Source organism: Epilithonimonas xixisoli, from assembly GCF_004365655.1.
GTDB lineage: Bacteria > Bacteroidota > Bacteroidia > Flavobacteriales > Weeksellaceae > Epilithonimonas > Epilithonimonas xixisoli.
The window spans coordinates 799,831-814,782 of the sequence record NZ_SOEO01000003.1 but is presented as its reverse complement, the minus strand read 5'-3'; the positions used below and the strand labels follow the sequence as shown (position 1 = coordinate 814,782).

Sequence of the window (14,952 nt, the reverse complement as noted above, 5' to 3'; positions counted from 1 at the left end):
ATATCAATTAATCACATCACTCAAAGCTTTATCCAAATTGTTATAAGCGAAGGAAAATTTTGAGTCAATTATTTTTTTAGGTGAGATGCGGCTGCCTTCCAATGCAAGGACCGACATCTCACCTAAAATTGTTTTAATCAAAAAGTTGGGGATATTAGGCAAAAACAAAGTCTTGCCGAGGTGTGAAGCCAATTTCTGGGTAAAGATTTCATTGGTCGCAAAATCTGGTGCAGAAGCGTTGTAAGCGCCATTCATCGAGACATCTTCCACGGCTTTCAGATAGATATTCACAAGATCATCCAAATGAATCCACGGAAAATATTGTTTTCCCGTTCCCAATGCAGAACCAACATTAAATTCAATAGGTTTTTTAAGCACCTCCAGCGCTCCTCCCTTTTCGGAAAGAACGGTTGACGTTCGTATTCTCACTACTCTGCTTCCCAAATTTTCAAATTGCAAAGCCTTTAGTTCCCAATTTTCACACACATTCCCAAGGAAATCTGCCGCGGGCGAATCGTCTTCTGAAAAAATATGTTCTGAAGTTAGTTGGCCGTAAAAACCAACAGCGGAAGAAGAAATGACCGCTTCTGGATGGATATTTTCTTCCTGCATTTTATCATAAATAAACTGCGCTGAATCTATCCTGCTGTCGTAAATTTCTTTTTTGTAAGATTCTGTCCAACGTTTGCTGATGGACGCTCCTGCCAAGTGAATAAAGATAAAAGTACCTTCCAAAGCGCCCTCTTCCAAATATCCATTTTCATAATCCCAGATGTATGATTTGAAATCGGCGTTTTGTTTTTTGGACCGAACCAAAATCTCAACATTATAACCTCTTTCAAATAATTTTTTGGAAAGTCTCTTCCCTACCAAACCTGTCGCGCCACTTATGAGAATCTTTTTCATGAAGGAATTTTACTTCAGAAATCAAAAACGAGTCCAAGCGATGGGAAATAATGTTAAAGTTCTGAAAACTGATAATTTACAACAATGAGATACGATCGTCTTTGATCTCAATCACTTTGTCTTTGTAAAGACTTCCGATGGCTTTTTTGAAGTTCTTTTTGCTCATCAGCAACTCCTCTTTGATCTCTTCCGGAGAAGATTTGTCCGAGAGGTAAAGCAGTCCATAATTGTCATTCAGTTTGTCGATGATTTTTTGTTTGAATTCATCTACATTTTCGAAACCTTGTGGTTGCAGAGAAACATCTATTTTCCCGTCTTCACGGATTGTTTTGATGTAGCCAGATTCTTCCGACAGCGGGTATAATTTTTTGAAAACATCGGAAGCGTAGATCAATCCGATGTATTGTTTATTGATGACTACATTCCAGCCCAACTCGGATTCATTCATTATAATCAAATCCACTTTGTCACCATTTCTCAGAGGCAAATCTTCGTATTGAGGATTGCGTTTGAACTTGGTTGTACCAGTAATCAATCCAGTTGCATCATCAATATAAACATAAACCAAATATCGTTTGCCTTCAATAATTTTAGATTTCTGCTGTTTGTACGGGATGAAAAGATCTTTGATGATTCCCCAATCCATAAAAGCTCCAGTGGGCAAACTTTGCACGGAAGTCATTACCGCAAATTCTCCAATTTCTGCATTGGCTTTTTCGGTTGTCGCTTTGAAATTTCCTTCCTCCTGATAGACAAAAACCTCTACTTCTGTCCCAATTTCCCAGGAATCATCAGCAAAAACTTTTTGGATGAAAGCTTTCTCTCCGTCTTCATCCCGAAGGATAAAACCAGAAGATATTTTTTCAGAAATGGTAAGAGATTGGGTTTGTCCGGGCTTCATAAAATTTGATTTCCTGCAAAAGTAGATAAACTTTTTTTCTAATTTGCCTTTTTGCGGAAAACTCTGTCACCGAAACAACGTTTTAGAATGTATAATGTAATGTTTTCTACTTTTATAAGAACTGATCTGTTTAATCTTGACATGAGTTTTTAGCGTATTTTATAAATTGAAATTTCTGTTGTAACGTTCCCCAAAGAAGAAAAATCTGTGCCATTTGCTATCAATCCGAAATTTATTTTTTCACCTTGTTTCAAATTATAAATATGATTGATGCTTGCCTGCGGAACTAATGAGATGGAATTATTCTTTGCATCACTGGATGATAAACCATCCAAAATCCTTGTGCTCAACATTTTACCTTTTGCAACTTTATCGATAGACTTGGCAATTGCAATGCTTGGTCTTTGCATCAATGCATCATTCATATTCTCCATAGAAACATAATAATTGATAACGTACAATCCTGTTTCTGGAACTACATATTGATTGTCTTCCAAATATTCCGAACCGATGAGATCTGATTCTGTTGCATTTAGTTTTACGGCGTGGAAATTAGATTTTGAAGATTCTAACGGAGTTATTGAAGATGATAATGCACTTGTGCTGCTCATTGCGAAAGCATTTGGATCGCTGAACATCTTTTTCCAGCCGCCGCCAGATTTATTGTGGCTTGAAGTTCCAGCGTCATAAACATAATAGCCAGAACTGGTGATCTGTTTTGTTTTCTGGGAAGTTTTGGAACTTGTGGAAGTTATAAAAATCATAGCGCCGTTTTGTGCAGGACCGTAGAGATGGTCTTTCATCTGGAGAGAATCTGCGCTTATCCGTGGTGGAATCATCCCTTCTGCGAGATTGGGCATAGCTGATTTGTGAACTTCGAAAGTGGCTAATGGTTTTGAAGTATTAATCCCTACTTGTGATTTAATGGAAATTAAAACCAAAGCAAAAATAGAAGTATATATTTTCTTCATGAATTATAAAAAATTTCGAGGTAAAAAAAATTCGGGATTCTTATTTCGGGTTGCAAAAGATTGATTAATACCTTTTTGAGTGATCTTTTTAGAAATCTGCCCCAATCTTAAAAAAAATTGAGGCAGAGAAACATAATGCTTAGGATGAATGTTTATTTTTTAGTAATTGACTACCAATTTGTTGTATCTCTTGGGGGATCTTTTTCTGGATCTCCGCCAGGTTTACTTGCAAGATTATTTGTTTTTACACTGTCAGAACTAATGCTATCTGCCACTTTGTTTGAGCTAATTGGTCTTTGTTGAACCGCTGAATCAACATCTGCTTCTATACTGTCCTGGCGACAAGAGATAAAATTGAAAGACACAAATGTAATAGCTAAGACTGTCAAGATTTTTTTCATAAATTGTAAATTGTTATCGTAAATAATGTTAGTTAAGAAAGAAAATATCTATTCTCATTTTCTGTGACAAAATTAGGTTCAAAAAATCGGTAATGAAAACTATCATAGTCTTGATTACGAAATAATGACGTCCTAATTCATAAATTAACACATGTTTAAACCAATGGCATTCAATTATTTAGTGGTTAATTTAAGTTATCGTAACCCATATAGGATTATGATTAAATTATTATCAATCATACGTAAGATTTCCGTATTTTTGCTCACACAAATGATGAAGATTTAAAATTCTTTTAATGAAATTTTTCTTCTTTATTATATCGATTTTTTTTTATGGGAGTGTTTTTTCCAAAGACACAGATCCCAAAACCTACGATTATTATAGAGAAAAATATCAATTTCTTGAAGAAGGCAATTCCAAGGCTTTTTCATATTTAAAACCCTACATAAAAAAAGCTAAGGAAGAGAAAAAATATGATGAGCTTTTCCAGGCCTACAAAGACGCTACTTTTTATTCCAAATCAGTACAAAAAAAGCTTCAATATGCAGATAGCTGTATAGATGCGGCTTACAAATCGAAGAGCGATGACCGAATATCTTCTTCGTATGTTTTGCGGGGAAGTATCTATTACGCCAAGCAAAAAAAATACAAATTGGCTCTGGATGAATATCTGATGGCCTACAAATATTCTAAAAACTCCAGCGACTTATATTTAAAGAATAAAATATCTTACCATTTAGGTGTTGTTAAAAATTATTTAGGTTATCACGAAGAAGCTTTGGAGCTTTTTAAAATATGTTTGGAACATTTTGAAACAGAATCCATCGGTAACTCATCAACCAAGGAGAATAAAATTTACAACAATCAAAAAGGCTACCTCAACAGCTTGCACCAGATGATTATCTGCTACAGAAACCTCAACGATTTCAAGAAAGCAGATTCCCTTGTCAATATTGGTTTACTCAAAACTTTTAATAACAAAGACTTCCTGCAAGAGCGAAGTTATTTCCTGAAATGCAAAGGTGTTTCGGAATACAATAATACCAAATACAAATCCTCAATTTCTTATTTGGAAGAATCTCTAGGATTGCTGAAAGATGATTTTGCCTGGAAATCTTTCAATTATTTCTACATTGGAAAAAGTTACAAAGCTTTGAACAACGATTCACTGGCGATCACGAATTTCAAGAAAATTGATTCTATTTTCAATAAACATGAATTCATCTTACCAGAATTGAGAGAAAACTATGAGCTTCTCATCAACTATTCCAAACAAAATAAGGATCGGGAAAAACAACTGTACTACACCACACAACTCTTGAAAGCAGACAGCATTATCTCCAGAGATTTTGCCTACATCTCGCTGAAAATCCATCGGGAATATGACACCAACACCTTGCTGGAGGAAAAAGGAAAACTGGAAAAAGCAAATACCTGGGGCGGCTTTCTCATTCTTTGCCTCGTAATCATTGCTGGTGGACTGATTTGGATTCTCGTAAAAAGACACAAAAAAGAAAAAAACACGGTCGTAAAATACAGCGAACTGGAGGAAAAACTACGGACCGAAAACTATAAAAATACGGAAACAACCACCACAAATACAGAAACTTACGACGATAAGAAAAGTCAAATCACGCAGTCATTAAAGCAAGATCTGCTCAAAAAGCTGAAAAACTTCGAAGATAAAAAGCAGTTTACCCAAAAAGGTCTTACGATTCAGAAACTGGCGATTCAGTTTGAGACCAACTCCAATTATCTTTCACACGTGATCAACGAGCAAAAGGGAATGAACTTCAACAAATACATTGGCGACCTCAGAATCCGACACATCACTTGCCTTTTGTTTGAGAAGAACATCTATCTCAATTACACGATTGATAGTCTTGCAAAAGAATGTGGAATTGCATCGCGGCAGAACTTTTCGGATTTGTTTTTTGAAATTAATGGAATCCGACCAACCGATTTCATCAAGAACAGAAAAAAGGAAATCAACAATCCGGAAAATCCTACTTCTATGGAAAAGTCTCCGGATTGCTAAAATTTAGTTAAGATCTAAAAATTCTGCAAAGCTGATGGTTTTCTGCTCACCAGATTCCAGATTTTTAAAAGTGATTGTCTGATCTTTAATCTCTTGTTCGCCAAGGAAAACCAAATTTTCAATGCCTTTTTTCTCAGCGTAAGTGAATTGCTTTTTCAATTTTGAAGCTTCTGGATACAGTTCTGCAGAGATGTTTTTTGCTCTTAATTTTGAGATTAATTTCAAAGCTTCGATAGATTCGGTTTCTCCGTAATTGGCGAAGAGATATTTCACTTTCACGTCAGAATCTTCTGGGAAAATTCCTAACTCTTCCATTACAAGATAAATTCTGTCCAGTCCAAAAGAAATTCCAATTCCGGGAACATCTTTCACGCCGAAAACTTCTGTCAGGTTATCATAACGTCCACCTCCACCGATGGATCCCATTGCGACATCCTTCGCTTTGACTTCGAAAATGGCGCCTGTGTAATAATCCAAACCTCTGGCAAGTGTAATATCAAAAACCAAATCTTCAGAATTAATTCCCAATTCTAAAGCATTTTTGATAACGAATTCCAATTCTTCAACACCTTTCAAACCAGTTTCGTTTCCTTGGAATTTTTCTTTTAAGTTTGATAGATTTTCAAGTGCATCATTGGTTTGATTGAAAAGGAAATCCAGTTTTGAGATTGCTTCTTCGGAGATTCCTTTTTCCAGCATTTCTTTTGTCACGCCATCTTTTCCGATTTTATCTAATTTATCAAGCGCAACTGTGAAGTCAATTAATTGGTCAGCAATTCCTGCATACTCTGCAATTCCGGAAAGGATTTTTCTATTATTAATATGAACTGAAACCGCTAAATTTAAATCTTTGAAAGATTTAAAATACAATTGCAACAACTCGACTTCCTGCCAAAGACTTGTACTTCCCACAACATCTGCATCGCACTGGTAAAACTCTCTGAATCTCCCTTTCTGAGGACGATCTGCTCTCCAAACTGGTTGGATCTGATAACGTTTGTAAGGAAAAGCCAATTGCCCTTGATTCATTGCAACAAAACGCGCAAAAGGAACTGTTAAATCATAACGAAGGGCTTTTTCTGAGATTTGAGAAATTAATTTTTGAGAATTCTTACTTCCCCAATCTTCATCATTCGTTTTTGAAGCATAATCGCCGGAATTCAAGATTTTGAAGATCAATCGGTCGCCTTCTTCGCCATATTTTCCAGTCAAGGTAGAAAGATTCTCGAAGCTTGGCGTTTCCAAAGGCTGGAATCCAAACAGTTCGAAATTATTCTGTAAAATATTGATGATATATTTTCTTCTGGAAACTTCTTTCGCGGTAAAATCTCTCGTTCCTTTTGCTAAGCTCGGCTTCATTTTATAATAAATAAATGATGATTGATAATTGATAATCGACTGCAAAAATAAGGATTTATAGAATAAGGATTGGAAATTTGAAAGGCTAAACTTTCTCAATTATCATTAATTGAAAACTTAATCGTATTTTAGAACCTTAAACCAAATAAAATGAAGGCCATCAAAATTCTAATTTCGGGAATGATTTTCTGTGCAATGGTGATTTCTTGTAATAATTCCAATGAGAATATTCAAGCTGAGAATGAAAAATTGATCGAGAATTATTTCAAACTTTTTAATGAGCACAAATGGAAAGAACTTTCTGAACTTTATGTTGAAAATGCAGAATTCAAAGACCCATCTTTCGGAAATGGAATCGTGAAACAATCCAAAGCTGAATTTGTGAAAAAATATACGGAGCTCAATCAGGTTTTTCCGGATTTGAAGGACAAAGTGATTCAGGTTTATCCTTCTGGAGACAAAAATATCATTGTTGAATTTGTTTCAACAGGAACTGCGCCGGACCAATCAAAATTTGAACTTCCAATTTCTACTATTTTCACCATCGAAAATGGAAAAATCACTAAAGATTATACTTATTACGACAATTTTGAAGAAGCAAAATAATGAGCCTTTTTGACGACCAATTTGAATTAATAGAAAATATCCTGCCCTACGATGGCGTGACTTCTTACTATGGAAAAGTGTTTTCTGAGGAACAAGCGAACGATTATTTCAACAGATTAATGACTGAGATCGATTGGAAAAGTGATGAAGCCGTCATCTTCGGAAAACTCATCGAGACAAAACGAAAAGTCGCTTGGTATGGAAATGAGCCTTTCAGTTACACCTATTCCGGACGGACAAAAACGGCTCTTACGTGGAATAAAACATTATTGGAAATCAAAGAAAAAATTGAATCTGTAAGTGGCGAAAGTTTTAATTCTTGTCTTTTAAATCTATATCACGACGGATCAGAAGGAATGGCCTATCACAGTGATGGCGAAAAGGATTTGAAGGAGAATGGTGCCATCAGCTCTGTAAGTTTTGGGGCAGAAAGAAAATTCAATTTCAAACATAAAACTTCAAAAGAATTAGTTTCATTAATCTTGGAAAACGGAAGTCTTTTGATGATGAAAGATACAACGCAGAAATTCTGGCTTCACAGATTGCCTACGACCACGAGAATCATTAAACCGAGAATCAGCCTTACTTTTAGGACAATAGACAAAAAGAAATAGTTTGTTTCACTTTTATTTCCTACAATTTTCTAATACATCCTCTAATAGTCCTGTTCCTGGAATTATATCAGGTAGTTCTCTTGCATAAATACTTGTTGTTAAGAATAGAAAAATTTTACAAACATCCATTTTTGTTAGACTATACCATTCCCTATGAATTTTTCGTTCGTAATAATTTTTATGTAAAAATTTCTCCAAGTAAATAATTTCTCTACCAAAATAATCAGTTAAATCAGCTTCTACAGCAAAAACAATATTTATAAAATATGGATTCCCTGTTTGAAGCTCACTTTGTCTTTTATTCAGATTATTTGTAATTCCAATTTTATAAATATTTTCATTTTGTATCTTCATTAAATATAAGTAACGAGGAATAATTCCGTACGTCAAATTCATTGTAAATGTTTGTGAGGCTCTCTCTTCTTCTTCATCTTTTATAGCATACAATTCAATAATTTCTTTATGGTTTTGATTTGTAAAATTAATCCTCATTTTACTATTGTTTTATAAATTATTTGAAACCTAGAAGATTTTCGATTTGACAAAATTCTTATTTTATTATTAATTCTAATATATAAAAAAAGTAGCGTACCTACGGCACGCTTTTCTTTTAATTACATTTTCTACTAACAGTTCGCTCCTATTGGAGCTTGAATATATGAACACTTAAATTACCGCTTTATATTTTCTCATAAATCCAAGACAAAGCAAAAGTCCAAGGATAGATAATCCGGCGCCAACCAAGGACGGATAATTGTATGTCAAGCCAAATTCCAAAGGCAATCCTCCGAAAAATGCACCAAGAGAATTCGCAATATTGAAAGCGGCTTGCATAATTGCAGCAGCCATCATTTCAGAATTTTTGGCAGTTCGCAACATAATGATGTTGATTGGCGTTCCGACAGACATCGATAAAACCCCACAAATAAAGGTAAGAACCAAAGAAATAATTTTGTTTTCTGAAAAGAAAAAGACACAGATCAAAGCTAAAATCATTGCGGTAAAAAGAATAGAAGCTGCCAAAGCCGGACGCATTTTGTCTGACATTATTCCACCTAAGAAATTACCTACGACCATACCAGAACCTGCCAAAACCATAATGTAAGCGATAGAATCTGTTGGAAATTTTGAAACGTTGGTCATCAAAGGGGTGATGTAACTAAACCACGCGAACAAACCTCCAAATCCAATCGCTGAAATCGAAATGATGTGCCAGGCTTTGATGGTTTTGAAAAACTCCAATTCATCTTTCAAACCGACAGTTCGCAGACTGTTCATATAAGGAAGCAAAAATTTAAGCGCAAGAATCGTGACTAATCCGATCAATGAAACGACGCCAAAAGCATATCGCCACGAGAGCTGATGTCCGAGCCAAGTGACAAATGGAACCATCGCGAGATTAGCAAGCGTAAGTCCAGCGAACATCATCGCAATACTTTGCGCCTGCTTTCCAGGTTTTGCCAATCGGGATGAAACCACAATCCCAACACCGAAAAATGCACCGTGAGGCAATCCGGACATAAACCTCAGAATCATCATCGTGTAATAATCATTGGACAAAGCCGACAATCCGTTGAAGATGGTGAAGGCAATCATCAGGAAAATCAAAATTCTTTTGGGAGGAAACTTTGCAGCATAAGCTACCAAGATTGGCGCGCCAACAACTACGCCTGCTGCATAAGAAGAAATAAAATGTCCAGCTTGGGGAATCGAGATGTTTAATGATTTTGCTACGTCGGGCAAAAGTGCCATAATTACGAATTCTGTAGTCCCAATTGCCAATCCGCCAAGTGTCAGCGGAAGTATTCTCTTATCCATTTTGCAAAAGTCTTTATTTTAAAATGGAAAGCCAAGTTTTATGGATTCATAATATCGAATGGTGTTATTAAATTAAACTATTGTTTAAATTGGGTTAACAATAATATCCGAAATCATCTATTTATATAACAAAATTTCAAAACATTTTGAATCTGCAGCCCGACTTGAACGAAGCTCATTTTTTGCTGTTGGAATTGCGTTGGCAAAAAATAGCGGGAGTGGAAGGCGGAAAAGCTGCCCAAATTTTAAAACCAATTCTTGATTCTGTTATAATCCAAGAAATATGTCACTCGAAGCGAAACATTGTTGATCATCGGCGCATCAAAAAGTTCGTTGAAGTTATTTTTGAATCGCATTCTAGAAACTTCCAAATAATTGCTGGTTGCATTTCTGTACAACAAAGTGAGCTGACTTCCCGGCGCAAACCACCACGAATAGCGCAAATCCACGTTCCAAGAATTGTAAGTTCCGGCGAGATTTGGATTGTAAGTCGTGTTCTCGTTCAGGCTTCCATCGTTCTCCAAACTGTAAAATTGCTTGTAAGTAACATCTGAAAAATAATGACGGAAAGCCAATGACAGCGCCATTTTGTTATTGAAAGTGTATTGTCCCGTCACCGAGTTTTCGTAGGTATTTCGCTGACGTCTTCCCATATAAATTTCGTCAGCGTTTCGTCCTGCAAAACCAACTTCGTTATTACTGAAAACCGGATTGAATTTCCAAATGAGATTCAGTTTGTCGGACACTCTGTAACGCAGATACAATGATGGAATCACCTGATTTCTGCCCTTTTGGTCGTACGCATAATAATCGAGCGATACGTTGTACAGAAGCTTTTTCCGGCTGTCACTTTCGAAAAATAACCAACTGTCAAAATAACCTGGAACGTTGAGATGTCGTCCGAAAGTTCTTGGTTCATAAATATCTTTTTCTCCGTAAGGCGTGAACTCTACACCGCCTCCAAAAGTTTGAAACTTCTTGTTGGTGAATGAGTTATTGTTGTTAAAAACTAATTTTTGATTCAGAAAAGGTTCCAATCTGTGGTAATAATTTAGATTGAAATTAAGATACATATTATTGAGTTTTCCTTTTGGCTGAAGGATTCTGTAGCCGTACCAAGCGTTGTGATTTCCGTAATTCGTCAACGTTGAGAATCCCAAATCATTGATGTCCCAATTTTTATCTACTGCATTCGCATTCACTTCGAAACGGTGATTCCCGGAAAATTTACCCAAACCAACACTTCCTCGTGCTCCAAAAGTTGTCCCATCTTCTTTGACCCAACTGCCTTTAAGGTTTCCGTAATAATTGTAGGTATTCTTTTTGTTGGCGATATTCCAAAGCAAACCTGTCGCATTGGCATCTCGGAAATTGCCCATTCTCATCGTGCTTGTGTTGACCAAAGTGATGGAAGAATTCCCGCCAAATCGCTGGTCGAAAACCAAGACATTATAATTGGTCCAAGGTTCAACAGTTTCTTTTCTGGTTTGTCCCGTCAGATTATCTTGAATCGTTGCTTCCATTTTTTCAGTTACACCATTGAAAATTCCGATTCCCAAACCTTTCTTAGTTCTTCCCGAAATTTTGAAAGCATTGAATAATTTCACTTTTCCGGGATATTCTGTCACGGTTTCATTATCATTAATATTTGGATAAATTGACGGTTCACCACCAACTCTTCGCGAGTAAAACATATCGCCTTTGCTAAAAAGTTCCGTGCCTTCCATAAAAAATGAACGCTGTTCTGCAAACTGTTGTTCAAATGGTGTTAAATTTAAAATTGAATTATCAAAATTGGCTTGTCCAAAATCAGGAATCAATGTCATATCGAAGGTGAAAGCGTCATTGATTCCGTATTTCAAATCCATTCCGCCATTCACATTCATTTCGGTTTTTCCGTCATAACTGTTGACATAAGTGGAGAAATATGGAGTAAAAGAAAGTCTGATTGGGGTTTTCACATTTTCGATTCCATTAAGGATTCCGTCATACAATGTGATATTTCCTTTTGTATTATCAATGTGATTCCAAGAGAGTTTTTTGCGTTGGCGTTGGATATTTCGAAAGAAATTCACGCCCCATTGTTGAATATTATCTTTTGGGAATCTCAATTCAAAATAAGGGATTTTCATTTCAACATTCCATCCTTTATCTGTGATTTTAACGTCGCTGTACCAGATTCCGTTCCAAGTGTCGTCTTCACCATTATCGTTGGTCGCTTTTGCATCGAACTGAACGCCGGCAGCGGTGACGATAAATTCGTAACTCTGCTGCTTGTCATTATATCCATTGATGAAAACGCCGAAAAAATCATCATTGTTGATGACATCTCTTTCTGTCAACTGCTTGGCAATTTTATCTGGTTCATTGTCATAAAGCGTTGCACCGATGTAGATTCCAGTATCATCATACAAAACTCTCACTACGCTTTTTTGATTTTCAGATTCCAGCTTTCCGTTCGCTGGCTGAAACTCTATGAATTTGTCTGCAATGCTAGCCATTGACCAAACTTCTTCGTCTATGATTCCATCAATTTTTATGGATTTATCGGTTCGTACGGCATTCATTTGTCGTCTGACAATGCTGTCTGAAGCAATCACTTTCTGAGCAGAAATCTGTCCAAAAAAAAGAATCAATGCGAGAATGCCAAATTTAGTTTTCATAGTAGAGCTTATTCTTGAGATTAGACAAAGCACACAACAAATCTATTACATCAAAACAAAAAAAATCAGCCAAATGACTGATTTTCAATATAATAATTTATTTTCTTTCCTAATTAAGGCTTGTAACCATCCTTAAGCGTTACCGTTCTGTTGAACACCAACGTCTCGTCGGAAGAATCTCTGTCCTTAATATAATAACCAATTCTTTGGAACTGGAAATGGTCGTCCAAAGTGGCGTCTTTCAAGCTTGGTTCAGCAAATCCATGCGTTACATTCAACGATTGTGGATTGATGAATTGAATGAAATCAACATCTTTCTCCGAATCCGGTTGTTCTGTCGTGAACAATCTTTCGTAAGTTCTGATTTCGATTGGTAAAGCGTGTTTTGCAGAAACCCAATGTAGCGTTCCTTTCACTTTTCTAAGACTTGCCTCCGTTCCACTACCCGATTTTGAATCTTCATCATAAGTTGCGTAGATGGTTGTGATTTCGCCATTTGTATCTTTCTCAACACGTTCAGCTTTGATGATGTAACCAGCTTTCAAACGAACCTCACCATCCAATTTTAGACGGAAGAATTTTTTGTCTGCTTCTTCTTTGAAATCTTCTCTTTCGATATAAATTTCTCTTGAGAAAGGCACTTTTCTAGAACCTGCATTTTCGTCTTCAGGATTGTTTTCCGTTTCCAACCATTCTTCTTTATCTTCTGGATAATTTTCGATGATGAGTTTAACTGGATTTACAACCGCCATTACACGTGTTGCCACTTTGTTAAGGTCTTCTCTCACACAAAATTCAAGTAATTGAATATCAATCAGATTTTCTCTTTTAGCAACACCTACTCTTTCAATGAAATTTTTAATCGCAGTTGGCGTGTAACCTTTTCTTCTCAATCCAGAAATCGTCGGCATTCTTGGGTCGTCCCAACCTGTAGTGATATTTTCCTGAACCAATCTTTGAAGTTTTCTTTTAGAAGTCACCATATAAGAAACGTTCATCCTTGCAAATTCTCTTTGTTTTGGCGCAACGCTTTCGTTATCATAAACTTGATCCAAATACCATTCGTATAAAGGACGGTGATTCTCAAATTCCAATGAACATAAAGAATGTGAAATTTGCTCGATATAATCAGATTCTCCGTGCGCCCAATCGTACATCGGATAGATTTTCCATTTTTCGCCGGTTCTGTGGTGTGGTTTTTTTAGAATTCTGTACATCACAGGGTCACGCATATTCATATTCGGGGAAGTCATATCGATTTTTGCACGCAAACTCATTGCGCCTTCTTCGAATTCTCCGTTTTTCATTTTTTCGAAAAGCGCCAAACTTTCTTCTGTTGGACGATTGCGGAAAGGCGAATCAACTCCAACTTCAAAAGGATTTTTTCGCTGAGCAGTAATGTCTTCAGAAGATTGCTCATCTACATAAGCTTTCCCTTCTTTGATCATTTCAACAGCCCAATTGTACAATTGCTCAAAATAATCTGAAGTGTACAATTCCTGGTCGTATTTGAAACCCAACCAATCGATGTCTGCTTTGATGGAATCTACGAATTCCTGCTCTTCTTTGGCTGGATTGGTATCATCAAAACGAAGGTTAACGGGCGCACCATATTTCTGACCCAAACCGAAGTTGATGCAGATTGCTTTTGTATGACCAATGTGAAGATAACCGTTTGGTTCCGGTGGAAATCTAAAACGCAGTTGAGACGCGTCCAAGCCGTTTTCCAAATCGTCTTCTATAATTTGCTCAATAAAATTGAGTGATTTTTTTTCTTCTTCCATAATCTGAAACTGAAGTGCAAATTTAACTTAATTTCCTCAAAAAATAAAACGAATATTACTCATAAAAATAGAGGAATATGGATATTGAAAATGACATCAAAACGGAAATTAATTGTTTTGTAAATGTTAAATTTGTGTGAACTTTAAACAATTAGTGATATACCGTTCATTTTTTTTTAATTTTGGGATAATTAATAAATCGAAATGAATCGTAAAAAAATCCTTTTAATTGATGATGAGCAGGATATTCTGGAAATCATCTCTTATAATTTGGAAAAAGAAGGCTATCAGGTTTTTACCGCCAGCAATGGTAATGAAGGAATTGTAAAAGCTAAGGAAATCCTTCCAGACCTTATCCTTTTGGATGTAATGATGCCGGAAAAAGACGGAATCGAAACATGCCAAGACCTTCGTAAACTGAAAGAATTACAAAAAACTTTGATTGTATTTTTATCCGCAAGAAGCGAAGAATTCTCACAATTAGCAGGTTATCAAGCTGGTGCAAATGATTATATTGTAAAATTAATCAAACCGAAAGTTCTAATCTCCAAAGTTGCGGCTCTATTACAATTGGGTGCGCAATCTCAGGAAAATGCTAATTATATTGAACTTGGAGATCTCATCATTGATAAAGATAATTTCAAGGTTTCAAAAGGAAAAGAGGAATTTCTCCTTCCGAAGAAAGAATTTGATCTGTTGTATCTTTTGGCTTCCAACACAGAAAAGGTTTTCAAAAGAGAAGAGATTTTGGAAAAAGTTTGGGGCAATGATGTCATCGTAGGCGAAAGAACAATTGATGTTCACATTAGAAGATTAAGAGAGAAACTGGGCATCCACACGATACAGACTCTAAAAGGAATAGGTTATAAATTAGTAGTTTAAGGTTTTCT

Annotated in this window: 13 protein-coding genes; 4 read left to right on the top strand and 9 right to left on the bottom strand. The window is 36.0% G+C overall.

Annotated features, from left to right (window positions below; all coding sequences use genetic code 11):
* Positions 1-3: 3 nt before the first annotated feature.
* The 4 genes from B0I22_RS15675 to B0I22_RS15660 all read right to left on the bottom strand — a co-directional run bounded on the left by B0I22_RS15675 (position 4) and on the right by B0I22_RS15660 (position 3,179).
* The gene (locus tag B0I22_RS15675; RefSeq protein ID WP_133946459.1) at positions 4-906 is read right to left on the bottom strand and encodes a TIGR01777 family oxidoreductase; all 903 of its coding nucleotides are present in this window, start codon (positions 904-906) and stop codon (positions 4-6) included.
* A 76-nt stretch (positions 907-982) separates the two neighbouring features.
* Complete coding sequence (locus B0I22_RS15670; protein ID WP_133946457.1) at positions 983-1,807, bottom strand: CvfB family protein; 825 nt, start codon at positions 1,805-1,807, stop codon at positions 983-985.
* A gap of 149 nt (positions 1,808-1,956) precedes the next feature.
* Complete coding sequence (locus B0I22_RS15665; RefSeq protein WP_133946455.1) at positions 1,957-2,778, bottom strand: hypothetical protein; 822 nt, start codon at positions 2,776-2,778, stop codon at positions 1,957-1,959.
* Between the two features lie 170 nt (positions 2,779-2,948).
* Positions 2,949-3,179: a hypothetical protein gene (locus tag B0I22_RS15660; RefSeq protein WP_133946453.1), complete on the bottom strand. Its 231-nt coding sequence runs from the start codon at positions 3,177-3,179 to the stop codon at positions 2,949-2,951.
* A gap of 296 nt (positions 3,180-3,475) precedes the next feature.
* Here B0I22_RS15660 and B0I22_RS15655 point away from each other — a divergent pair, with 296 nt between their 5' ends.
* Positions 3,476-5,218, top strand: a complete 1,743-nt coding sequence (locus B0I22_RS15655) for a helix-turn-helix domain-containing protein (RefSeq protein ID WP_133946451.1) — start codon at positions 3,476-3,478, stop codon at positions 5,216-5,218.
* A 3-nt stretch (positions 5,219-5,221) separates the two neighbouring features.
* On the opposite strand, the gene hisS is transcribed toward B0I22_RS15655, so the two are convergent.
* A complete protein-coding gene (gene hisS / locus B0I22_RS15650; RefSeq protein ID WP_133946449.1) occupies positions 5,222-6,577 on the bottom strand; it encodes a histidine--tRNA ligase in 1,356 nt (451 codons plus the stop codon).
* A 150-nt stretch (positions 6,578-6,727) separates the two neighbouring features.
* On the opposite strand from hisS, the gene B0I22_RS15645 reads away from it, so the two are divergent.
* Positions 6,728-7,183 carry a nuclear transport factor 2 family protein gene (locus B0I22_RS15645; protein WP_133946448.1) on the top strand — a complete coding sequence of 152 codons (456 nt, stop codon included), beginning with the start codon at positions 6,728-6,730 and terminating at the stop codon, positions 7,181-7,183.
* Positions 7,183-7,797 (top strand): alpha-ketoglutarate-dependent dioxygenase AlkB family protein, encoded by a 615-nt coding sequence (locus tag B0I22_RS15640; protein ID WP_133946446.1) that lies wholly within the window; start codon positions 7,183-7,185, stop codon positions 7,795-7,797. Before B0I22_RS15645 ends, B0I22_RS15640 begins: the two co-directional genes overlap by 1 nt.
* 12 nt (positions 7,798-7,809) lie before the next feature.
* Here B0I22_RS15640 and B0I22_RS15635 read toward each other — a convergent pair whose 3' ends face one another.
* The 4 genes from B0I22_RS15635 to B0I22_RS15620 all read right to left on the bottom strand — a co-directional run bounded on the left by B0I22_RS15635 (position 7,810) and on the right by B0I22_RS15620 (position 14,062).
* On the bottom strand, positions 7,810-8,289 hold the full coding sequence (locus B0I22_RS15635; protein ID WP_133946444.1) for a GIY-YIG nuclease family protein: 480 nt from the start codon (positions 8,287-8,289) through the stop codon (positions 7,810-7,812).
* Between the two features lie 174 nt (positions 8,290-8,463).
* On the bottom strand, positions 8,464-9,615 hold the full coding sequence (locus B0I22_RS15630; RefSeq protein ID WP_133946442.1) for an MFS transporter: 1,152 nt from the start codon (positions 9,613-9,615) through the stop codon (positions 8,464-8,466).
* 245 nt (positions 9,616-9,860) lie between these two features.
* Positions 9,861-12,278: a DUF5916 domain-containing protein gene (locus B0I22_RS15625; RefSeq protein WP_133946440.1), complete on the bottom strand. Its 2,418-nt coding sequence runs from the start codon at positions 12,276-12,278 to the stop codon at positions 9,861-9,863.
* A gap of 113 nt (positions 12,279-12,391) precedes the next feature.
* Entirely contained in the window at positions 12,392-14,062 is a 1,671-nt protein-coding gene (locus tag B0I22_RS15620; RefSeq protein WP_133946438.1) for a glutamine--tRNA ligase/YqeY domain fusion protein, read from the bottom strand.
* A gap of 204 nt (positions 14,063-14,266) precedes the next feature.
* Between B0I22_RS15620 and B0I22_RS15615 the strand changes: the two genes are divergently transcribed.
* Positions 14,267-14,944 carry a response regulator transcription factor gene (locus B0I22_RS15615; protein WP_133946436.1) on the top strand — a complete coding sequence of 226 codons (678 nt, stop codon included), beginning with the start codon at positions 14,267-14,269 and terminating at the stop codon, positions 14,942-14,944.
* The last annotated feature ends 8 nt before the right edge of the window (positions 14,945-14,952 follow it).

Bases quoted from the DNA above. Each gene is read 5' to 3' on its own strand.
- hisS (WP_133946449.1), bottom strand. From the start codon at position 6,577: ATGAAGCCGAGCTTAGCAAAAGGAACGAGAGATTTTACCGCGAAAGAA.
- B0I22_RS15625 (WP_133946440.1), bottom strand. From the start codon at position 12,278: ATGAAAACTAAATTTGGCATTCTCGCATTGATTCTTTTTTTTGGACAG.
- B0I22_RS15675 (WP_133946459.1), bottom strand. From the start codon at position 906: ATGAAAAAGATTCTCATAAGTGGCGCGACAGGTTTGGTAGGGAAGAGA.
- B0I22_RS15660 (WP_133946453.1), bottom strand. From the start codon at position 3,179: ATGAAAAAAATCTTGACAGTCTTAGCTATTACATTTGTGTCTTTCAAT.
- B0I22_RS15620 (WP_133946438.1), bottom strand. From the start codon at position 14,062: ATGGAAGAAGAAAAAAAATCACTCAATTTTATTGAGCAAATTATAGAA.
- B0I22_RS15640 (WP_133946446.1), top strand. From the start codon at position 7,183: ATGAGCCTTTTTGACGACCAATTTGAATTAATAGAAAATATCCTGCCC.
- B0I22_RS15630 (WP_133946442.1), bottom strand. From the start codon at position 9,615: ATGGATAAGAGAATACTTCCGCTGACACTTGGCGGATTGGCAATTGGG.
- B0I22_RS15670 (WP_133946457.1), bottom strand. From the start codon at position 1,807: ATGAAGCCCGGACAAACCCAATCTCTTACCATTTCTGAAAAAATATCT.
- B0I22_RS15615 (WP_133946436.1), top strand. From the start codon at position 14,267: ATGAATCGTAAAAAAATCCTTTTAATTGATGATGAGCAGGATATTCTG.
- B0I22_RS15665 (WP_133946455.1), bottom strand. From the start codon at position 2,778: ATGAAGAAAATATATACTTCTATTTTTGCTTTGGTTTTAATTTCCATT.
- B0I22_RS15645 (WP_133946448.1), top strand. From the start codon at position 6,728: ATGAAGGCCATCAAAATTCTAATTTCGGGAATGATTTTCTGTGCAATG.
- B0I22_RS15635 (WP_133946444.1), bottom strand. From the start codon at position 8,289: ATGAGGATTAATTTTACAAATCAAAACCATAAAGAAATTATTGAATTG.
- B0I22_RS15655 (WP_133946451.1), top strand. From the start codon at position 3,476: ATGAAATTTTTCTTCTTTATTATATCGATTTTTTTTTATGGGAGTGTT.